At 68.9% G+C, this 20,557-nt stretch carries 18 protein-coding genes and 1 tRNA gene; 8 read left to right on the top strand and 11 right to left on the bottom strand.

Features of this window, described 5'->3' with window-relative positions:
- The first annotated feature begins 156 nt into the window (after positions 1-156).
- Both FGL91_RS18165 and FGL91_RS18160 read left to right on the top strand, forming a co-directional pair.
- Positions 157-3,876, top strand: coding sequence for an AAA family ATPase (locus tag FGL91_RS18165; RefSeq protein WP_372492655.1), 3,720 nt, complete (start codon positions 157-159; stop codon positions 3,874-3,876).
- On the top strand, positions 3,869-4,075 hold the full coding sequence (locus FGL91_RS18160) for a hypothetical protein (protein ID WP_131491512.1): 207 nt from the start codon (positions 3,869-3,871) through the stop codon (positions 4,073-4,075). The genes FGL91_RS18165 and FGL91_RS18160 overlap by 8 nt, the downstream gene beginning before the upstream one ends.
- A 90-nt stretch (positions 4,076-4,165) precedes the next feature.
- Here FGL91_RS18160 and mscL read toward each other — a convergent pair whose 3' ends face one another.
- Genes mscL through FGL91_RS18145 form a run of 3 tightly spaced genes read right to left on the bottom strand, consistent with a single transcriptional unit; the run spans position 4,166 to position 5,497 of the window.
- The gene (gene mscL / locus FGL91_RS18155; protein ID WP_153244556.1) at positions 4,166-4,588 is read right to left on the bottom strand and encodes a large conductance mechanosensitive channel protein MscL; all 423 of its coding nucleotides are present in this window, start codon (positions 4,586-4,588) and stop codon (positions 4,166-4,168) included.
- Between the two features lie 24 nt (positions 4,589-4,612).
- Positions 4,613-4,885: an FmdB family zinc ribbon protein gene (locus FGL91_RS18150; RefSeq protein ID WP_153244555.1), complete on the bottom strand. Its 273-nt coding sequence runs from the start codon at positions 4,883-4,885 to the stop codon at positions 4,613-4,615.
- A 15-nt stretch (positions 4,886-4,900) separates the two neighbouring features.
- Complete coding sequence (locus FGL91_RS18145; RefSeq protein WP_047524267.1) at positions 4,901-5,497, bottom strand: 5-formyltetrahydrofolate cyclo-ligase; 597 nt, start codon at positions 5,495-5,497, stop codon at positions 4,901-4,903.
- 41 nt (positions 5,498-5,538) lie between these two features.
- Here FGL91_RS18145 and galU point away from each other — a divergent pair, with 41 nt between their 5' ends.
- From galU to FGL91_RS18120, 5 genes are all read left to right on the top strand, one after another.
- Complete coding sequence (galU, locus tag FGL91_RS18140) at positions 5,539-6,426, top strand: UTP--glucose-1-phosphate uridylyltransferase GalU (protein ID WP_131491515.1); 888 nt, start codon at positions 5,539-5,541, stop codon at positions 6,424-6,426.
- Positions 6,427-6,468: 42 nt separating this feature from the next.
- Positions 6,469-7,080, top strand: coding sequence for a GNAT family N-acetyltransferase (locus tag FGL91_RS18135; protein WP_081997095.1), 612 nt, complete (start codon positions 6,469-6,471; stop codon positions 7,078-7,080).
- 93 nt (positions 7,081-7,173) lie between these two features.
- The gene (locus FGL91_RS18130) at positions 7,174-8,022 is read left to right on the top strand and encodes a hypothetical protein (RefSeq protein ID WP_047524270.1); all 849 of its coding nucleotides are present in this window, start codon (positions 7,174-7,176) and stop codon (positions 8,020-8,022) included.
- A gap of 51 nt (positions 8,023-8,073) precedes the next feature.
- A tRNA-Ala gene (locus FGL91_RS18125) sits at positions 8,074-8,146 on the top strand.
- 144 nt (positions 8,147-8,290) lie between these two features.
- Positions 8,291-9,544 (top strand): MFS transporter, encoded by a 1,254-nt coding sequence (locus FGL91_RS18120; protein WP_153244554.1) that lies wholly within the window; start codon positions 8,291-8,293, stop codon positions 9,542-9,544.
- 39 nt (positions 9,545-9,583) lie between these two features.
- Here the strand turns inward: FGL91_RS18120 and FGL91_RS18115 are convergent, their stop codons facing one another.
- Complete coding sequence (locus FGL91_RS18115; protein ID WP_153244553.1) at positions 9,584-10,972, bottom strand: aspartate aminotransferase family protein; 1,389 nt, start codon at positions 10,970-10,972, stop codon at positions 9,584-9,586.
- Positions 10,973-10,986: 14 nt separating this feature from the next.
- Positions 10,987-12,471, bottom strand: a complete 1,485-nt coding sequence (locus FGL91_RS18110) for a CoA-acylating methylmalonate-semialdehyde dehydrogenase (protein WP_153244552.1) — start codon at positions 12,469-12,471, stop codon at positions 10,987-10,989.
- A gap of 100 nt (positions 12,472-12,571) precedes the next feature.
- Here FGL91_RS18110 and FGL91_RS18105 point away from each other — a divergent pair, with 100 nt between their 5' ends.
- Positions 12,572-14,113: a PucR family transcriptional regulator gene (locus FGL91_RS18105; protein WP_153244551.1), complete on the top strand. Its 1,542-nt coding sequence runs from the start codon at positions 12,572-12,574 to the stop codon at positions 14,111-14,113.
- A gap of 136 nt (positions 14,114-14,249) precedes the next feature.
- On the opposite strand, the gene FGL91_RS18100 is transcribed toward FGL91_RS18105, so the two are convergent.
- The 6 genes from FGL91_RS18100 to FGL91_RS18075 form a co-directional block, all read right to left on the bottom strand.
- Entirely contained in the window at positions 14,250-15,644 is a 1,395-nt protein-coding gene (locus FGL91_RS18100; protein WP_153244550.1) for an aspartate aminotransferase family protein, read from the bottom strand.
- The gene (locus tag FGL91_RS18095; protein WP_047519065.1) at positions 15,641-16,108 is read right to left on the bottom strand and encodes an Lrp/AsnC family transcriptional regulator; all 468 of its coding nucleotides are present in this window, start codon (positions 16,106-16,108) and stop codon (positions 15,641-15,643) included. Before FGL91_RS18095 ends, FGL91_RS18100 begins: the two co-directional genes overlap by 4 nt.
- 85 nt (positions 16,109-16,193) lie before the next feature.
- Positions 16,194-17,354: an acyl-CoA dehydrogenase family protein gene (locus FGL91_RS18090; RefSeq protein WP_153244549.1), complete on the bottom strand. Its 1,161-nt coding sequence runs from the start codon at positions 17,352-17,354 to the stop codon at positions 16,194-16,196.
- The gene (locus tag FGL91_RS18085) at positions 17,351-18,109 is read right to left on the bottom strand and encodes an alpha/beta fold hydrolase (RefSeq protein ID WP_153244548.1); all 759 of its coding nucleotides are present in this window, start codon (positions 18,107-18,109) and stop codon (positions 17,351-17,353) included. Before FGL91_RS18085 ends, FGL91_RS18090 begins: the two co-directional genes overlap by 4 nt.
- A gap of 30 nt (positions 18,110-18,139) precedes the next feature.
- Positions 18,140-19,060: a sugar kinase gene (locus FGL91_RS18080; RefSeq protein ID WP_153244547.1), complete on the bottom strand. Its 921-nt coding sequence runs from the start codon at positions 19,058-19,060 to the stop codon at positions 18,140-18,142.
- Positions 19,057-20,220 (bottom strand): MFS transporter, encoded by a 1,164-nt coding sequence (locus FGL91_RS18075; RefSeq protein ID WP_153244546.1) that lies wholly within the window; start codon positions 20,218-20,220, stop codon positions 19,057-19,059. The genes FGL91_RS18080 and FGL91_RS18075 overlap by 4 nt, the downstream gene beginning before the upstream one ends.
- Between the last annotated feature and the right edge of the window lie 337 nt (positions 20,221-20,557).

The following is a 20,557-nucleotide window of genomic DNA, read 5'->3' as shown; positions in this document are numbered from 1 at the left end:
GTGGTCGCGAACCATCCTCCGCCCGGCTCAGGTGGATAAGACGAAACGGTGGAGCGCGGGGCAGGAGGAGTGCTGGTCGCCCGTCTCCGGCGGAAATTCGGCGGAAACCCGCCTGGGATACTCTCGCTCTCCGCGTGTCGCGCCTAGGGTGTCAATGTGTGGCGACGTGAAGACAGGTCTGCGGAGGACGCAGCGGCGGAAGCCGCTGTGTCGATCGGTGACCTGCGTGAGACCGCGACCGGTGTCGACATCGCGCATGCCGCCGAGGCCGAACGGACCCGGTTGAGGGCCGAGGCCGCTGATCTGGGAGGCCCGTCGCCGCTGGTCAGCTTCCGCGACACCGTCGAGTCCGGCATCGACATCTCCAAAGCGCATCCGGGCAGCCTGCCGCAGTTCATCACCGGCAAGTCGACCCTCCTGTCGAATCTGTTCCGCGATGAGGTGGGCCTGCGCACCGCGCGGCTCGCGGCGGAGCGCATCACCGCGAAGAACACCGAACTCCGCACGGTCCGAGGGATCGAGGCCGTGCACCTCGCCGTCGGCGTCGCGGGGTGGCGCATCGGAGGGGCAGGCTTCGCCGCACCCGTGCTGCTGCGCCCGCTGGCGATCCGTCGCCATCACTCGGACTTCGAGCTGAAGCTGCAGGGCGCCTTCGAGGTGAATCCCGCGCTCGTTCGGATCGCACGCGAACACTTCGGCCTCTCGATCGACGCCGCGGCGCTCGCCGCCCTCGCTTATGACGGCGGCATCTTCAAGCCGCAGCCCGTGATCGACAGCCTGCGAGCGATGACGCGCTCCATCGATACGTTCTCGGTCGAACCGCGGCTCGTCGTCTCGACGTTCGCGGACGTGTCCGGTGCGATGTCGCGTGATGGGGGAAGCCTCGACCACGTGGTCCTCAACGCGCTGGGCGGCCACGTCGGCGACCGCGAGCGTGTCACGGCACCGCGGGCCACGCCGCACCACACCGGCCCCGACGATCGTGCTCCCGCGTCCGACAACCTGCTCCTCGATGCCGACGCCGAGCAGGAAGCCGTGCTCGCACGCATCGCCGCGGGGCACTCCCTGACCGTCGCGACACTTCCCGGCACGGGCGGAACGCAGACCGTGATCAACGCGCTCGGCGAACTGGTGCGGGGCGGCAAGCGGGTGCTCGTGGTCTCCGCCCGTCGGTCGACGCTGGACGGTGTGCGGCATCGGCTCGCGGGCATCGGTCTGGACAGTCTTGCGATCTCGCCCGCCAGCGTGCGCCGCGACCTCGTGAGGGCCATCGGTCGCAACGAGAAGGCCACGGCTCCGAAGGTCAGCGAGGTCGACGATGCGCTGGTGCGCCTGCGCACGGTGCTTCGCGACTATCGACAGGCGCTCACGGCGCCGATCGCCGGCATGGATGCATCGGTGCTCGACGCGACCCGCCAACTCACCCGGCTCGCCTCCCTGCCGGTTCCTCCCTCCACGACCGCGCGGCTCGGATCGGACGCACTGCGTCGTCTGGCGTCCGACCGCAGCGAAGCCGCCGAAGCGCTCGCCCAGGCGGCACGTCTCGGCGAGTTCCGCTTCGGTCCGAACGACTCTCCCTGGTACGGCGTCACCTTCGCCAGCACCGAGGCCGCACGCGCCGCCCACGAACTGGCCGGGAGGCTGCACTCCAGCAGCGTGCCCGCGCTCCTGGAACGCGGCTACGAACTCATCGCGCAGACGCACATGCGTCCGTTCTCGACCATCGACGAACTCGGCGAGTACCTGCGGCTGCTGCAGGGCATCCGCGACTCCCTGGACCGCTTCAGTCCCACCGTGTTCGAGCGCCCGCTCGGCGAGCTCATCCAGGCGCACGGCTCGCGTCGCGATGCGCCCGGGCTCTCCGGGGCGAACAGGCGGCGGCTGCGTCGTCTCGCCAAGGAGTATGTGCGTCCGGGCGTCCACGTCACCGAGATGCACGAGGCCCTGCTGCGGATCCAGGCCCAGCGCACGCAGTGGCAGCGCTATGTCGAAGCCGGTGCCGCTCCGGAGATCCCGCTCGGTCTCGCCGACGTCTACGCCGCCTGGCAGCGGGCGGAGGCCGAGCTCGCGGAGCTCGATGCCGCGCTCGGGCGCCGCGAGCCTCTGGCCTCGCTGCCCGTGGCACGACTCGTGCGGACCCTGGCCGGGCTCGCCGCCAAGTCCGACGTCTTCGAGAACCTCGTGGAGCGCGCACAGCTGCGTGATCGTCTGGCGCTCCTCGGGCTCGAGCCGCTGCTCACGGAACTCTCGGTGCGACACGTCTCCGAGTCGCAGGTGGGGGAGGAGCTCGAGTTCGCCTGGTGGCAGTCACTCCTCGAGCGAGCATTGCAGGACAACCGTGCCCTCCTCGGCGCGAACACCGCCGTGGTCGACCGTCTCGAGCGGGACTTCCGGTTGGTGGATGAAGCGCATGCCGCGATGGCGGGTCCTCTTCTCGCCTGGCAGCTCGCGAACCAGTGGCGGATCGCGATCGTCGACGAGCCTCAGCAATCGCAGCACCTCCGCCGCGCGCTGACGCAGCAGTCGGCGACCACCGCGCAGATCGTCAGTGCCGCGCCCACGCTCGTCGACGTGCTCGCTCCCGTCTGGATCTCCTCGCCGTATCAGGTGCCGGAGATCCCGGAGTCCGTGGAGTTCGACACCGTCCTCCTCGTCGACGCGGCGGCGATCAACCTCGCCGAGGCAGCGCCGACGATCCGTCGTGCTCGTCAGATCGTGGCGTTCGGGGACCCGGTCACACAGCGTCCGACGCCCTTCCACATCGCGGTCGATCCGGAGGATTCGTGGGAGCCCGAGGTCCCGTTCGACGACGTCTCGGCGTTCGAGCGGCTGTCCGAGCTGCTGCCTGTGATGACGCTGACCCGGAGCTACCGAGCCGGTGGCGAAGACCTCGCGGAACTCATCAACGACGCGTTCTACGGCGGCGAGATCGTGTCGCTGCCCTGGGCCGGCTCGTACCTCGGTCGCGGCAGTCTCACGGTCGACTACGTCGAGGGCGGCACCGGCACTCCCGATCCGATCTCGGGCGCGGTCGAGAGCCCGGATGCCGAGGTCGCCCGAGTGGTCACACTCGTCGTCGAGCATGCCGTGCACCGCCCGTCGGAGTCGCTCATGGTCGTCACGGCCAGCGCTCGCCACGCGGAGCGGGTGCGCGCGGCCGTCACCTCCGCCTTCGCCGGCCGATCGGATGTGGCCGATTTCGTCGGACGGGACACGGTCGAGCCCTTCGCGGTGCTGACCCTCGAGGAATCGGTCGCCGAGAGCCGGGACCGCGTCATCTTCTCGCTCGGCTTCGGACTCACCAAGCACGGTCGTGTCCTGAGCGACTTCGGCGACCTCTCCACCCCTGACGGCGAGCGGCTCCTGACCGTCGGGATGACCCGTGCCCGCCGTTCGATGGTCCTGGTCTCCTCGATCCGGCCCTCGTCGTTCGACGATGGGCGTCTCGAGCACGGCGCGGCCACATTGATGTCGATCCTCGGGGGACTCGCCACGCGCAGTCGGGATGCGCGGCTCGAGGACCTCGCAGACCCCCTCACCCTCGCTCTCGCCCGGGAGCTCCGGCGGCTCGGTGCCTCTGTCGACGTCGACTACCGCGGGCTGCTGCCGCTCGTCGCGCAGCACGCGGGCAAGGCCGTCGTCATCGAGTCCGATCCGGAATCCCGGGGTGAATCGTTGCGGGAGACCCTGCGTCTGCGGCCGCACGTGCTGCGTCGTCTCGGCTGGCACTACGTGCGCGTGCACGCCTTCGATCTGTACAGCGATCCGGTGACGGTGGCGACGCGCATCGCCGCCGTGCTCGGCATCTCCGACTCCGCCCCGCGTGCGGAGAACGACACGCAGCCGATCGACATCATCGACACCCAGAATGACTGACGAGAACGACGACCGGATTCCGCGCCAGAGCGTGGTGCGGGTCCCCGGCTCTCGTCGTGCTCGCCTGACGCCGGTTCCCGGCAGTGATCCGGCACCGGAGTCCGCACCCGGTGAGTCGACGCCGCCACCGGCGCGATCGAAGGGGCCGAAAGGTCCGAACGACGACCAGCTCATCCAGGACGTGCCCCCGCACTACTGAGGGACCGGGCGGCCGATCGTGCGGTCGGCGGACGAGAAACGCACGGTCCTCCGAGGAGGAGTCGTGCGTCTCTGGTGACGGGGGGAGCGGTCAGGCCCCGCGCTGTGCCTTGAGCAGGTCGCGGATCTCGACGAGCAGCTCGGCCTCGCTCGCTGCGGCGGGCTCTTCCTCAGGCTCTTCCGCCGGCGTGCCCTTTCGTGCTTCGACCCGGGCCTTGAAGGTGTTCATCGGCAGGACGAAGACGAAGTAGACCACCGCGGCGACAGCCAGGAAGCTGATGATCGCCGAGATCAGGTCGCCGATCGGGAACAGGACCTCTTCGCCGTAGATGTTCGTCACGGGGATCCCGAAATCTCCCGCGGCGTCGGCCTTGAGGAAGAGGGAGATCAGTGGGTTGATGATGCTGTTGACGACCGCGGTGACGATCGCGGTGAACGCCGTGCCGATGACGACGGCGACGGCGAGGTCGATGACGTTGCCGCGGAGCAGGAAGTCCTTGAAGCCTTTGAGCATGGGATCTCCGAACAGGTCAGGGCCTCAGGAAGAGGCCGGTGTCGACGCAGCGGCCGGCTTGGCGCTCGTCGTCGATTCCGACTTCGATGATGCCGAAGTGTCTGTCGAACCACCGGATTTGGCGCGCGAGTCCGTGCGATAGAAGCCGGAGCCGTTGAACGTCACCCCGATCGAGCCGTACTGCTTGCGCAGGGCGCCGCCGCACTCCGGGCACACCGAGAGCGCATCATCGGCGAAGCTCTGCACGGCATCGAACTGGTGTCCGCACGAGGTGCAGGCATAGGCGTAGGTGGGCATGGGCGTCCTTGCGGGTCAGCGTCGCGGAGGCGACAGGGTGAGCGTCTGCGAGGGGGTGACGACGCCGTTCACCGGCTGGTCGTGCACCTCGCTCGGAAGTTCGTCGAGTACCTCGGAATCATAGACGACCGCATAGACCGGAGGGCATCTCTCCATCGAGCCGATCGTCTTGTCGAAGTATCCGCGCCCCCAGCCCATCCGCATCCCGCTGCGGTCGACGGCGGAGGCGGGGACGATCATCAGCTCCACGTCGTTGACGGCGATCGGGCCGAGGACCTCTCCGGTCGGCTCCGGAAGTCCGTAGAGCCCCTCGGCGATCTCATCGTCCTCCGTGGCGACGGCCCAGTCGAGAAGCCCGTCGGCGCGGGTGACGGGAAGGAGGACGCGGATGCCGCGGCGCACCGCCCGTGTCACGAATTCGCGAGTGCCCGGTTCTGTGGTGGTGGAGAGGAAGCACGAGATCGAGCGGGCGCCGAGATCGTCGATGAGCGCGTCGAGTCGTTCACCGATGGCGGTGGCGGCGGCTTCGCGCTGCGCGTCCGAGAGGAGCTGACGCCGCTCGCGCAGATCGGCGCGGAGCGCGCGTTTGGCGTGTTCGACGTCGTTCGACATGGCTTCGAGTCTACGGCGATGCTCACCGCTAGGCTGTGGGGATGGGTGCACAGAAGATCAAGGCCGTCATTCCCGCAGCAGGACTGGGGACACGATTCCTGCCTGCGACGAAGGCGATGCCGAAGGAGATGCTTCCGGTCGTCGACAAGCCGGCCATCCAGTACGTGGTCGAAGAGGCGGCGGACGCAGGGATCGATGACATCCTCGTCATCATCGGCCGCAACAAGAACGCCATCTCCAACCACTTCGACTCGGTTCCCGAGCTCGAGGTGAAGCTCATGGAGAAGGGCGACACGGGGCGGCTGGAGCGGGTGATGAAGTCGAGCGACCTCGCCGACATCCACTTCGTGCGTCAGGGAGAGCCGAAGGGCCTCGGGCACGCCGTCCTGCGGGCACGGACCCACGTGGGGGACAGCTCCTTCGCGGTGCTCCTCGGAGACGATCTCATCGACGAGCGCGACCCCCTGCTGACGGACATGATCGCCGAGCACGAGCGCACCGGTGCCGCGGTGATCGCGCTCATGGAGGTCGACCCCGCGAACATCCACATGTACGGCGCGGCCGCGGTCGAGGACATCGAGGGGTCGGACGCCGTTCGCGTCACCGGGCTCGTCGAGAAGCCCGCGCAGGAGGATGCTCCCTCGAACCTCGCCATCATCGGCCGCTACGTCCTGCCGGCATCGGTCTTCGAGATCCTCGAGCGCACCGAGCCGGGTAAGGGCGGCGAGATCCAGCTCACGGATGCGCTGCAGGAGCTCGCGACCGATCCGCAGGGTCCCGGCGTCGTCGGCGTCATCTTCGGCGGACGCCGCTACGACACGGGCGACCGCGTCGACTACATCAAGGCGATCGTCCAGCTCGCAGCGGACCGTGATGACCTCGGACCCGAACTGCGCCCGTGGCTCAAGGAGTTCGCGGAACGCCTCTAGGCGACTCTGCGGGGTCGGTGCGGCATGGAACTGGCGGCGGGGATGCGACACGGACCCATCGAACTGCGGCTCATCCGCGCGAAGGATGCCCGCCCGCTGCAGCACGAACTGCTCGCGAACCGTTCCTGGTTGCAGCCGTGGGAGGCGACGGTCCCCTACGGCTCGGTGTCCTTCGACATGCGACTCAGCATCAGGAGGCTGCTGCAGCAGTACCGTGACGGTTCGGGCTACCCCTTCGTCATGGAGTACGACGGTGAGGTGGCGGGACAGCTCAACGTGTGGGGTGTCGCCCGCGGCTCCCTGTGCTCGGCGACGATCGGTTACTGGGTGAGCGAGCGGTTCGCCGGGCGGGGCATCACCCCGACCGCCGTCGCGCTCGCCACGGACGCATGCTTCACGGAGTACGGGCTGCACCGGATGGAGATCTGCATCCGTCCCGAGAACGCCGCGAGCATCCGCGTCGTGCAGAAGCTCGGGTTCCGCTACGAAGGTCTGCGCCGCCGGTACATCCACATCGATGGCGACTGGCGTGATCACTACGCGTTCGCGCTGACGCAGGAGGATGTGCCGCAGGGAGTGCTGGCGCGGTGGCTGAGCGGTCAGGTGCCGCCGGATGCCTCGACCGTGCCGCCCTCCGACCGCATCTCGTTCTGACGAGACCCCGAACCGGGCGGATCCGGAAGGACTCGCCGCGACACGCGCCCTTCTGTACGGCCACGCCGCCCCTGTGCCCGTAGCGTTATCACCATGGACGGGCCGGTGCTGAGTGGAGGGGTGATCGTACTCGTCGCCGTGCTCCTCTGGATGCTCTATCTGCTCCCGTCGTGGCGTGGTCGTTTTCAGTACAACGCCGCGGAGCGCAACGCCGTCCGCCTGAATCAGGCCCTGAGGGTTCTCGCCGAGACGAGCGAGACGCCGCAAGAGGTGCGTTTCGAACTGAATGCACGCACCGCACTGGCGCAGCAGAAGCTCGCCAAGCGCGTGCAGTCGGAACGTGAGGCCGCAGAGCTCGAGTCGCTGCGGGAGCAGCTCGCCGCGACCAGGGCCGACCCGGTGATCCGTCGTGCCCGCGCGCGTCGTCGCGTGCGCATGGTGTCGACCGTCTCGCTCCTGCTCGGTCTCGCCGCCGTCGGCTTCGGGATCTGGCAGCTCGTCGTCGCCGGCTCCTCGCTGCTGCTGTGGCTCGGTGGCGCTCTGATCGTTCCCGCCGGAATCGCGCTTCAGCGGATGGCAGCTGTCGCCGCTCGGGCCGCACGCGCCACGCACGTCGTGTCCACTCCGGTGGTCGAACGCGTCGCAGCTCCCGAACTGCATGACCAGGGCCGGGCGACCTGGACGCCACGGCCGTTGCCGGAGCCCTTGGTCTCCGTCGCCGGGTCGCGTGCACAGGCCGCTCAGGATCAGATCGAGGCGCAGGAAGAACGTCGGAAGGCGGCGCGGGTGGCCGCGCTCCGCGAGCGTGCCGAGCAGATGGCGCCCGCCGCTCCCACACCGCTTCCCGCCGCATCCTCGCCCTACGCGAAGATGGGCTTCGTCGACGACGCCGAGATCGAGGCGCACGTGCGTGAACTCCTCTCCCGCCGTGCCGCCGGATGATCCGACGGAAGCGAGCAGCCCGCTCGCCGTGATAGCGTAGATGTTGTTCACGGGCCTATGGCGCAGTTGGTAGCGCGCCTCGTTCGCATCGAGGAGGTCAGGGGTTCGAATCCCCTTAGGTCCACCGAGAAGACGGCCGATCAGACATGAGAGATCATGACTGGTCGGCCGTTCTTGTTTCGGTGTGCGTACGTGTCGGCGCACACCCGGCAGATGCCGCGTCCGATTCCCGCCGGAGTCCGCCGCGGACGATCAATACCGTGAGGATGTGTCTTCGGTAACGAGCAAGCTTCCCCGATCCTTCGTCCGCGTCGGCTGGTCGGGTGTCCTCGTCCAATTCGCCGAGCAGGTGTCCCTCGCCGCCGCGCCGCTGGTCGCTGTGCTGGTCTTCTCAGCCTCTCCGGCTCAGACAGCAGTTCTGCAGGTGGCTCACACGCTCCCGTTCCTGCTCTTTGCAATCCCCGTCGGCTTGCTGGTGGACAGGCTGAACCGCAGAACCGTGCTGATCGTCTCCGAGTCGCTGCGTGCCGTGACCTTGGCGCTGACCATCGTCCTCCTGGTCACCGAGGTGCTCACGTTCCAACAGCTCGTGCTCATCGGCTTCCTCGGTGCCGTCGGAACCGTGGCGTTCAGCGTCGCGATGCCCGCTGTCGTACCGCAGCTCGTCGATCGGGATCAACTCATCCAGGCGAACCGCTGGGTGGAGCTCGGCCGGAGCGCGGCGCTCATCGCCGGGCCCGCGTCTGCCGGCATGCTCGCGTCGTGGCTCGGCGCATCGAGTGCCTTCGTCGTGGCGACCACACTGTGCGTGCTGGGCATACTGTTGCTTCTCCGCCTCGACATCCCACCGCAGAGCGGCGCACCTCGCCGACCCATCCTGCGTGACCTGCGCGAGGCCGCCCGATTCGGATGGTCGATCCCGGTGCTGCGCACCATCATCCTGACCTCGTTCGTCTTCAACATCGGCTGGTTCATCATCCAGGCGATCTTCGTCGTCTACGCCGTCGACATCCTTCTCATGACGCCGGTGCACGTGGGGTACGCGATCGCCGCGAGCGGAGTGGGCATGGCCGTGGGCGCAGCCGTCTCGCCCGCGATCACCAGGCGGCTCAGCCTGGGAGGCGCGGCGCTGCTCGGTCCTCTCGGAGGTTTCGGAGCCGCGCTCGCCCTGGCGGCCACGCTTGTCGCACCGACGTCCGTGCTCGCCGCGCTGAGTTATTTCCTCTTCGGATTCGGCCCGGTGATCTGGGCGATCACGACGACGTCCATCCGTCAGGCGATCACGCCGGTCGAGATGCTGGGGCGCGTCTCCTCACTTCTCGTCGTGGCGACCTACGGTGCCCGACCGGTCGGCGCGGCACTGGCCGCGCTGGTGAGCGTGTTCTGGGGCACGACAGGATGCCTGCTTCTCGCCACGGCACTGTTCGCTGCGCAGCTGCTCTACGTCGCCCTCTCGCCGTTGGCGAAGCTGCGCTCGCTCCAGGGTGCTGCGACCACGAACGCGGACCCGTCGGGCGGTTGAGCTCAAGCCCCGCGGGAGCGCGCGGGGCTCGAGCTCGGATCAGCCGGCGGCGACCTCGTCGGTGACGGTCAGCGCGCTGTCGATCGCGTCCAGACCGCGCACCAGCTCCTCTTCGTCGATCACCAGCGGGGGAGCGACATGCACCCGGTTGAAGTGCGTGAACGGCCAGACGCCGGCCTTCTTGGCGGCCGCGGCGAAAGCACCCATCGGGGCGGCATCCGCTCCGGTCGCGTTGAACGGCACCAGCGGCTCGCGGGTCTCCTGATCGCGCACAAGCTCGATCGCCCAGAACAGCCCGCGCCCGCGGACCTCTCCGACGCTCGGGTGCGTCTGCTCCCATCGACGCAGGGTCGGCTCGACCACACGCGCGCCCAGGTCGCGCACGCGCTCCAGGATGCCGTCGCGGCGGAACACCTCGAACGTCGCGACCCCGGCCGCGCACGCGAGCGGGTGCCCGGAGTAGGTCAGCCCGCCGGCGAACGGCATCGTGTCGAAGGCACTCGCGATCCGGTCCGAGATCACGACCCCGCCCAGCGGCACGTAGCCGGAGTTCACACCCTTCGCGAAGGTGACGAGGTCGGGGCGCCCGTCGAACGCGTCGATGCCGAACCACTCGCCGAGCCGACCGAATCCGACCATGACCTCGTCGGCGATGTACACGATCCCGTAGCGATCGCACAGATCGCGCACGCCCTGCAAGTAGCCGGGCGGTGGCACGAGCACGCCGTTCGTGCCCACGACGGTCTCGATGATGATCGCCGCGATCGTCTGCGGCCCCTCCAGCTGGATCGTCTGTTCGAGGTGCGCGAGCGCGCGCTCGGACTCCTGCTCCGGCGTCTCGGCGTGGAACGGCGAACGGTACAGATAGGGGCCGAAGAAGCGCACCGCGCCGGAGTCGACCGTGTCATTGGCCCAGCGACGCGGGTCGCCCGTGAGCGAGATCGCCGTCGACGTCGAGCCGTGGTAACTGCGATACATCGAGAGCACCTTGCGCCGGCCGGTGAACTGCCGTGCCATGCGCACCGCGTACTCGTTGGCCTCGGCGCCGCCGTTGGTGAAGAAGACCTTCTCCAAGCCGTCGGGTGCGACCTCTGCGATCAGACGCGCCAGCTCACCGCGCACGTCGTTCGCCATCGAGGGCTGGATGGTCGCGAGGCGCCCCGCCTGCTGCTGGATCGCGGCGACCAGGTCGGGGTGCTGGTGCCCGAGGTTCAGGTTCACCAGCTGGCTCGAGAAGTCGAGGTAGGCGTTCCCCTGGTAGTCCCAGAACGTCGAGCCCTGACCCGTGGCGACGGGCAGCGGGTCGATCAGTGCCTGCGCGCTCCAGGAGTGGAACACATGGCCGCGGTCGTCCGCGCGCACCTGCGCCTCGGCCTCGGGAGCGGGGAGCGGGTGGGCGGCCCCGTGGCGGTCGGTGAAGTTCGTCATCGTGGTCGCTCCAGTCAGTGGTTGCTCGGGAAGCCGAGGTCGATCTGCGACGGGGTGTGGTCCGGCCAGCGGGTCGTGACGACCTTGGAGCGGGTGTAGAAGTGCACCGACTCGGGGCCGTAGATGTGCGAGTCGCCGAACAGCGAGTCCTTCCATCCGCCGAACGAGTAGGCACCGATCGGCACCGGGATCGGGACGTTCACGCCGACCATGCCGACCTCGATGTCGAACTCGTACTGGCGTGCGGTGCCGCCGTCGCGGGTGAAGATCGCGGTCCCGTTGCCGTAGGCGTTCGCGTTGACGAGCTCGACGGCTTCGGCGTAGGTCTCCACGCGCACCACGGACAGCACCGGCCCGAAGATCTCATCGTCGTAGACCTTCATGCCCGGCACGACCCGGTCGATCAGGCTGACGCCGAGGAAGAACCCCTCGGAATCGAAGGACTTCTGCGTGCCGTCCACGACGACCGTCGCGCCCTCGGCGTCGGCTCCCGTCACGTAGGAGGCGACCTTGTCGCGGTGCTCGCGCGTGATGAGGGGACCCATCTCGCTCCCGGCATCGGTACCGGGGCCGATCTTCAGGCCGTCGATGCGCGAGGCGATCGCAGAGACCAGGTCGTCGGCGATGTCACCCACGGCGACGAGCACGGAGACGGCCATGCAGCGTTCCCCGGCAGAACCGTAGGCGGCGGAGACCGCGGCATCGGCGGCGGCGTCGATATCGGCATCCGGCATCACCACCATGTGGTTCTTCGCGCCGCCGAGCGCCTGCACCCGCTTCCCTGCGGCCGAGGCGCGCTGGTAGATCGAGCGGGCGATCGGGGTCGACCCCACGAAGCTGACGGCGTTCACCCGAGGCGACTCCAGGAGTGCGTCGACCGCCTCCTTGTCGCCGTTGACGACGTTGAGCACGCCGTCAGGAAGCCCGGCCTCGGCGAACAGCTTCGCGATCCACACGGCGGCGGAGGGATCCTTCTCGCTGGGCTTGAGGACGACCGTGTTGCCGCAGGCGATCGCAGAGGCGATCATCCACAGCGGCACCATCACGGGGAAGTTGAAGGGCGTGATCGCCGCCACTACACCGACGGGCTGCTTGACGGAGTGGACATCGACGCCGCGGGCGACCTGCTCACAGCGCTCGCCCTTGAGGAGGTGCACGAGGCCGGCGGCGAACTCGACGTTCTCGATACCGCGCGACACCTCGCCCGCGGCATCCGAGAGCACCTTGCCGTGCTCGGACGTGACGATCGCGGCGAGTTCGGGGGTGCGCTCCTTGAGGAGCTGCCGCAGACGGAAGAAGACGTCGGCGCGCTTGATCAGGCTCGTCTCGCGCCATGCGGGCAGGGCGGCCGCTGCGGCGGAGATGGCGGATTCGACCTCGGCGGACGAGGCGAGGGCGACGTGCGTGGAGACCTCGCCGGTGGCGGGATCGAAGACCTGGCCGGTGCGAGCCGCCTCGGCGGTCTCCACTCCGTTGATGACGTGACGGACGATGTCCACGGTGTTCCTCCGAGTGTTGAAGAAGTGATCTCGAACACTCTGACCGAGGTTCGCTACGCTGGTGTTTCTCAATGTTCACAAAGTCTGGGGGGCAATAGCGATGTCAGACCGTCAGGACTTCGCGTCGGATCAGACAGATCGTCCGATCCGTGCCACCGCCCTGCTCACGGTCGCCGAGGTCCTCGCGGAGCCGGTGGTGCAGGCCGGGGCGCCGGAAGTCCTCGTCGGTGGGACCGCACTCGACGCCGAAGTGCGCTGGGCTCACGTCTCCGACAGCGCCGGTGTCGCCCGGCTGCTCGACGGCGGGGAACTGCTGCTGAGCACGGGCGCAGGGTGGCCGGAGGAGGCGGAGGAGCAGAGGGCTTTCGTCCGAGGACTGCATCGCGCGGGCATTGCGGGGATCGTCCTGGAACTCGGCGCGTCGCATGCCCGGGTGCCGGATGCGGTGGCCGATGAGTGCGCCGAGACCGGACTCGCGCTGATCGTGCTGACGAGCGAGGTCAAGTTCGTGGCCGTGACCGAGGCCGTGCATCGAGCGCTGATCTCCGCGCAGACCGACGCCCTCTCCGAGCGTCAGCGCCTGCACGAACTCTTCACGGCGCTCAGCCTCCAGGGCGCTCCGGCGGACGTGGTGGTCGCGGAGACCGCGCGGGCACTGGGGTCTCCGGTGGTGCTGCAGAATCTCGCGCACGAGGTGATCGCCGTCGAACCTCTTCGCGTACCCGTCGTCGAGGTGCTCGCGCGGCTCGCCGACGACGGGGAGTCGGTGCCCGTGCAGGCGCGAGGGGTGCGTTGGGGGACCCTGTCAGCGCTGCAGGGGCCCGCGCATCCGGCCGGGCGACTCACGGTGCTCGAACAGGGGGCGACGGCGCTGGCCTTCGGGTGCCTCGCCGACGGGGGCAACGCCGAATGGTCGATCCTGGCGCAGAGCGGACTCATCGACGACCTGCTCGGAGCGCGGTTCGCGAGCCCCGCCGACATCGCCGCCCGTCTCGCCGCCGGTGGTTTCGTGTTCGACGGGCATCACTGCCACGGCATCGTCGCGCACGGGGCGGTGTCGGCGAGCGAGCTCGCCTATCGGGCGCGTCAGGTGGGGTGCGCGGTGGTCGCGGCCCGCGTGGACTCCCACGATGTCGCGCTGCTCTCGGTGCCGGCATCCGTGCCCTTCACCGATGCCATGCTCTCGCGCATCGTGGGTCCCGACCGCACCGTGTTCGTCGGTCCGTCCGCGGAGGACGTCCTCGGACTCCTGGCCTCCCTGCGCATCGCCCGAGACCTCGCGGCGGGGGATCATCCGGGTGCCGGTCCTCGTGTGCGCAGGGTCGAGGATCGCCCCCTCGAACGGCTCGTCGCTTCGTTGCGGGACGATCATCGGCTTCACGAGCACAGCGAACGGATGCTCGCGCCGCTCGTCGAGCATGACCGGGAGCGCCGCGGCGACCTCGTGGATGTGCTGGCGGCGCTCGTCGCACACCCCGGCAACCGGTCAGCAGCGGCGGCAGCGAGCCATCTGTCCCGGTCCGTCTTCTACCAGCGCCTCACCCTGATCGCCGAGCTTCTGGGTGCCGACCTCGACGACGGGGAGACCCTCGCGGCGCTGCACCTCGCCCTCACCGCACGGCGGAGCGCTGCGCACGGTTGAACGCGCCGTCTCTCTCACTGATGCCGAGACCCCCTCTCCGCGTCGAGGCCCCCGCCAGGTCGCGTGAACCACCGGGGGTCTCGACGACAGGACGGGGTTTCGACGACAGGACGGGGTCTCGAGGACGGGACGGGGCCTACAGTGCGGACTGCGCGCGGGTCAGCACGTCCCGGAGGATCTGCTCGATCTCACGGAACTCCGAAGGGCCCACCGTGAGCGGAGGGGCGAGCTGGATGACGGGGTCGCCGCGGTCGTCGGCGCGGCAGTACAGACCGGCCTCGAACAATGCGGGGGAGAGGAAGCCGCGCAGCAGGCGCTCGGACTCGGCATCGTCGAAGGTCTCCTTCGTGCCCCTGTCCTTGACGAGTTCGATGCCGAAGAAGTAGCCGTCCCCGCGGACGTCGCCGACCAGCGGCAGGTCGAGCAGCTTCTCGAGCTCGGCGCGGAAGAGCGGCGAGTTCTCACGCACGTGGGCGTTGAGTCCCTCCTCGTCGAAGATCGCGAGGTTCTCCAGCGCGACCGCAGCCGACACGGGGTGCCCGCCGAACGTGTAACCGTGCGGGAACGACACGTCGCCGTGCGAGAACGGCTCGTAGATCCGGTCGCTGATGATCGTCGCGCCGATCGGGGAGTATCCGCTCGTCATCCCCTTGGCGCAGGTGATCATGTCGGGCACATACCCGAGCCCCGTGCAGGCGAACGTGTGGCCGAGGCGACCGAACGCGCAGATGACCTCGTCCGAGACGAGCAGGACATCGTGGCGGTCGCAGATCTCGCGCACCCGGGCGAAGTAGCCGGGAGGGGGAGGGAAGCACCCACCCGAGTTCTGCACCGGCTCCAGGAAGACCGCGGCGACCGTGTCGGCTCCCTCGAACAGGATCATCTCCTCGATGCGATCGGCCGCCCACCGGCCGAAGGCTTCGAGGTCGTCGGCGGGTCCTCCCATCTCGGCCGCGCGGTAGAAGTTCGTGTTGGGTACGCGGAAGCCTCCGGGCGTGACCGGCTCGAACATCGACTTCATCGCCGGGATGCCGGTGATCGCCAGCGCTCCCTGCGGAGTGCCGTGGTAGGCGACCGCGCGCGAGATGACCTTGTGCTTGGTGGGCTTCCCCCGCAGCTTCCAGTAGTGCTTGGCCAGCTTGAACGCGGTCTCGACCGCCTCGCCGCCACCGGTCGAGAAGAAGACGCGGTTGAGGTCACCGGGCGCCTCGTCGGCGAGACGGTCGGCCAGCTCGATCGCCGCCGGGTGGGCATAGGACCACAGCGGGAAGAACGACAACTCGGATGCCTGTGCGGCAGCGGCCTCGGCAAGCCGACGTCGACCGTGTCCGGCGTTCACGACGAACAGGCCGGCGAGGCCGTCGAAGTACTCCTTGCCCTTCGCGTCCCAGATCCGGTGCCCTTCGCCTTTCACGATGATCGGCACACCGGACTCGGCCATCGTCGACTGGCGCGTGAAGTGCATCCACAGATGGTCCTTCGCCATCGTCTGCAGTGCGGACTCCGAGGGAGTGGTGCGGGCGGTGTTCATCTGGTCCCCCAGTTGTAGAGCTGCTTCTGCAGCTTCGCGTAGATGAAGGTCTCGGTGGAGAGGACTCCGTCGATCGGCCGGATGGTGTCGTTGATCAGTGCCAGCAGGTCGTCGTCGTCCTCGCAGACGACCTCGGCGAGCACGTCGAAGGAGCCGACCGTGATGACCACGTAGTCGACCGCATCGATCGCCGCGACGGCCTCGGCGACGTGGCGCGTGTCGCCGGAGACGCGGATGCCGATCAGGGCCTGGCGCGGGAAGCCGAGCTGCATGGGGTCGGTCACGGCGACGATCTGCATCACGCCGGACTCGGTGAGCCGCTGCACCCGCTGACGTACGGCAGCCTCGCTCAACCCGACGACACGTCCGATGTCGGAGTAGGAGCGACGGCCGTCTTCTTGGAGCAACTCGATGATCGTCTTGGAGATCGCATCGAGAGGGGGATGCTTCTTCACCGAACCCATGGTGCGATCTTCGCACTCGAGTGCGCCTCTGGCAACCGATTCCGCCGTATTGAGGGCGAATGTCGGCGGAATCGGCTGTCCGGGCTCAGCTGTCGATCGGTCCCAGCAACGCGCTCGCCGCGGTGGAGTGCGCGGATTCCGGGTCGGAGGGGTGGAACGCGCCGGCCAGGACGTCCCGGTAGAGCCGCGACAGCTCGTTCGCCGAGAAGTAGGAGCCGCCGCCCGCGACCAGCATCGCCTCGTCCACGACCTGCTTCGCCATCGTGATCGCGCGGTGCTTGACGCCGGACAGCAGGGGGAACCAGCGCGCCCCGTGATCGGCGCGGTCGTCGACGTCACGGGCGAGTGCGGCGATCTGGGGAGGGAGCGCGTCGTAGGCGATCGACATGTCGGCGATGCGCCAGCGGATGTCGGGATCCTGGCTGTATGCCGCGCCGGTCTTCTTGGAGTGCCGCTTCTGCGCGGTCGCGACCGCGAGCTCGAGGGCACGGCGCGCGATGCCGGTGTAGACCGAGGCCAGCAGGATCTCGAACACCGAGAAGATGCCGAACACGATGGGGTCGGGGCTGGGTCCGGGCGGAATGCGGCGCACCACGTGATCGGCCTCCGCCACGGCGCCGTCCAGTCGTGTGGTGCGGCTCTGCGTGGCCCGCATGCCCAGCGTGTCCCAGTCGTCGGACGTCGTCACCGCATCCGTCCGGTCGATGAAGGCGAACACGAGCTGCGGGGCATCGGCGCTCGTGGTGTCGAGTCCGTGCAGGCCGAGTCGCGTCCACACCGGAGCGAGGGAGGTGAAGATCTTGGTTCCGGTGAACGCATAGCCCCCGTCGCCGTCCGGCACCGCGTCGGTGTCGCTGCCGAACAGGACCAGGTCGTTGCCTCCTTCGCTGATGCCGAAGGCGAAGACCTCGCCCGCGACCGCGCCGTCCTGCACGAACTCCAGGCCGGGGACCCCGCGATCGGAGAACACCTTCGCGACGCCGGTCCACACCAGGTGCATGTTGATCGCGAGGGCCGTCGCCGGTGCGGCGCCCGCGAGGCGCTGCTGCAGGATCGCGGCCTCGGCGAGACCGAGCCCCCCGCCGCCGCGTTCCGCCGGCACCAGGATCGACAGGTAGCCCGCGTCGCGCAGTTCCTCGAGGTCCTGTTGGGGGAAGGTGTTCTCGCGGTCGTGGATCGGAGCGCGTTCGCGGATGCGGTCGAGGAGGTCGTCGGGCAGGAAGGTCGTGGGATCGAAGTCGTTCATGCCAGTGCCTCCAGAAGCTGCCGGATGGATTCGTCGGGGCGGTCGCGGTGCAGGGAGTGTCCGGCACCCTCGACGATGGACAGGGTGATCAGGGGGTTCGCCGCGAGGACCTCCTTCGCGAGGGCACCCGTGAAGATGCTGTAGACGGCGGGGTCTGCGCCGATCACATGGGTCGGCACCGTGAGGCGCGCGGCGTCGGCTCGCACGTCCCACGGCTGATTCTGGGCGCTGGTCTGCTCCACCGCCCATGCGCTTGCGCGCCGTACCGCGTCGATCTTGAGCTCGTGATCCTGCGGATGCCAGTGCGGATGCTCCTCCTGCACGACCTCGAGTCGTGTGTCCGCGAACGCGCGCTCCTGGCTCTTCCTGACGATGGCGGCATCGCGCCCGTCGACGTGGATCGCGGGATCGATCAGGACCAGGCGCCGCGTCCACTCCGGAGCGGCTGCCGCGGCGACTGTGCTGGCGGCACCTCCGAGCGAATGACCGATGACCGCGTCCCAGGGGCCGCCGTCATCGGGCTGTGTCGCCGCGAGATCGGCACCATACGCGGCGACGCTGTAGTCGAGGGACCGCGGGGCGTCGCCGTGTCCGCGGAGGTCGACGGCCGTCGCATGCCAGCCCGCCGTGGCGAGAGCATTGCCGAGGCGCCACATCAGAGCGCCGGAGGAACCGAGACCGTGGACCAGGAGGGCCCGCCGAGAGGCCGTGGGGGAGCCCCAGGCGATACGAGGCAGGGTGAGCGGTGCGGGCATGGCACCAGCCTACGACCGGTGGGGGCGCGGTCAGTCGAGCGGCACCAGAGGCGGCAGGTCGGCCGCGATCGTCAGGACGCGCTCGGCTGCGGCGTGACCCGCGGAGAGGCGCGTGGCGAGGTCGTCGCCGTCGAGGGTCGCACTCAGGAAGCCGGAGGCGAAGGCGTCTCCGGCCCCGACCGGCTCGACGACCTCGACCACCGGGGCGGGGACGAACACCGGCTCGGATTCGCCCTCGAAGGCGGTCGCCCCCACGTCGCCGTCCTTGACGACCAGCAGGCCGCAGTTCGGCAGGAACGCACGGATCTCGGCAGGTGAGACCGTCCCCCAGATGCGCTCCGCCTCGTCGCGCCCGACGAAAGCGATGTCGGCGGCGTCGGCCAGGCGGGCGAGGGTCTCGGCCGCGTCTTCCCTGCTCCACAGCTGACGGCGGTCGTTCACGTCGAAGGACACGAGAGCGCCCGCCGTGCGGGCATCGATGAAGAGCCGATCGGTCATCTCCCGGCAGGACGCGGAGAGGGCGGGGGTGATCCCGGTCGTGTGCACGATGCGCACACCCACGAGCCGTGACGGGGCCAGGAAACCGGGTTCCATGAGGGAGGCGGCCGATCCTCGGCGGTAGTAGTAGACGGTCGACGTCTCGACGCCGGGGTTCTTGAACATGACTCCGGTCGGGGAGTTCTCGTCCCGTTCGACCCACAGCTCCACGCCACGACGTTCGAGCTCCGAGGTGATCCGGTCGCCCATCGGGTCCGCGCCGAGTCGCGAGGCCCAGGCGGCGCGGTGTCCGCTGGCGGCGACGCCGACGGACACATTCGCCTCCGCGCCGGCGAGACCGAGCGTCGCCTGCCCGGCATCGGCGAGACCGGCGTCGGTCGGGGTGATCAACACCATGGACTCGCCGACGCAGACGATCTCGGGGGCGGAGCTCGGAGTGGAAGGGGAGTTCATGAAGGAGTGACCGCCAAGGGTTCGGTGTCGGGATGCGGGCTTGCGTCGCGATGACGCAGATCAGGGAAGGAACGGACGAAGACGACGGAGACGATCAGCCCGACCGCCGCGAAGATCGTGGCGGCGAGGTACGCGCCTCGCCAGTCGCTGACATCGACGAGGAAGCCGGCGACGGCGGAACCGGCGGCCGCGCCGATCAGCTGGCCGGTGCCGGCCCAGCCGAACGCCTCCGCGGTCTCGCTGAACTTCACACTCGCGGTGGTGATGGCGAAGAGGACGGCGAGGGCGGGGGCGATGCCGATGCCCGCGAGGATCAGGGTGCCGCCGAGCCAGAACACGTTGAGCATGACCATCGTCAGGCCGAGTCCGATCGTGACGATCAGCAGACGGCGAGCCATGGCCCAGGGGCCGATGGGGATGTGCCCGAACGCCAGGCCGCCCGCCAGGCTCCCGGCCGAGAACACCGCGAGGATGAGTCCGGCCGCCAGGCTTCCGTGTTCGAAGGTGGCCACCACGCCCACCTCCACGGCGGCACAGGCGCCGATCAGCAGGAAGCCGATCACCGTCGCCAGCAGGACCGGCGGCTTGAGGACGACCTTGCCCAGTGCATGGCGGCTGCGCGGGATGCGCACGCGTCCGACTTCGGGGGAGAGGATGAACCAGGCTCCACCGACGACGAGGACGATCGCGACGAGCAGAAGGCCCTCCGTGGTCCCGACCTGGGTGGACACGAGCGTGATGACGACCGGCGCCAGCACCCAGATGATCTCCTGCAGCGACGCGTCGAGGGAGAACAGCGGAGTGAGGTGGGAGGAGTTGACGAGCTTCGGGTAGATCGTGCGGACTGCAGCCTGGACCGGCGGGGTGGACAGCCCGGCGACCATCCCGAGGGCCATGTAGCCGGGCACATCGAGGGGAAGGACCGCGAGGCCGAGCACCGCGACGACGCACACGGCGAGCGTCAGGGTGAGCACCCGCCGCATCCCCCAGGCGCCCATCCACCGACTCGTGACGGGACCTGCGACGGCCTGACCGACGCTGGTCGCCGCGAGGACGAGTCCGGCCGATCCGTACGACCCGGTCTGCTGCTCGACGTGCAGCAGGATCGCCAGCGACATCATGCCGTTGGGGAAGCGCGCGGTCAGCTGAGCCGCGATCATGCGCGCCACACCAGGCGTGCGAAGAAGATCCCGATATCCCGCCACGAGACAACGGTACCGGGCCTCGGAGGCGGTCGTGGAAGCGCTCGTGCGGCGACACGCCGCGACACGCCGAACGACGAATTCCACAGGAATCCGAATGTCCGAGGACCGGCGTACGGTGCCCCCTGTGGATGGATCGTTCACAGGGGCTTCCCAGCCGCGATTTCACGCGGTTCGCGCCCCTCAGGACGGGGCCTTCGCCTGTGGAGGAAACGGTGGAGAACCTGTGTTGAGGCCGTGGAGAACGGTGGATAACTACACGGATGTAACTACTACCCCTTGTGGTCGCCCCCAA

Origin of the sequence: Microbacterium sp. CBA3102 (assembly GCF_007954505.1) — a bacterium.
In the GTDB taxonomy this organism is placed as follows: domain Bacteria; phylum Actinomycetota; class Actinomycetes; order Actinomycetales; family Microbacteriaceae; genus Microbacterium; species Microbacterium aurugineum.
Note: the sequence above shows the minus strand (reverse complement) of the source record. Positions and strands in the feature narration are given on the sequence as shown.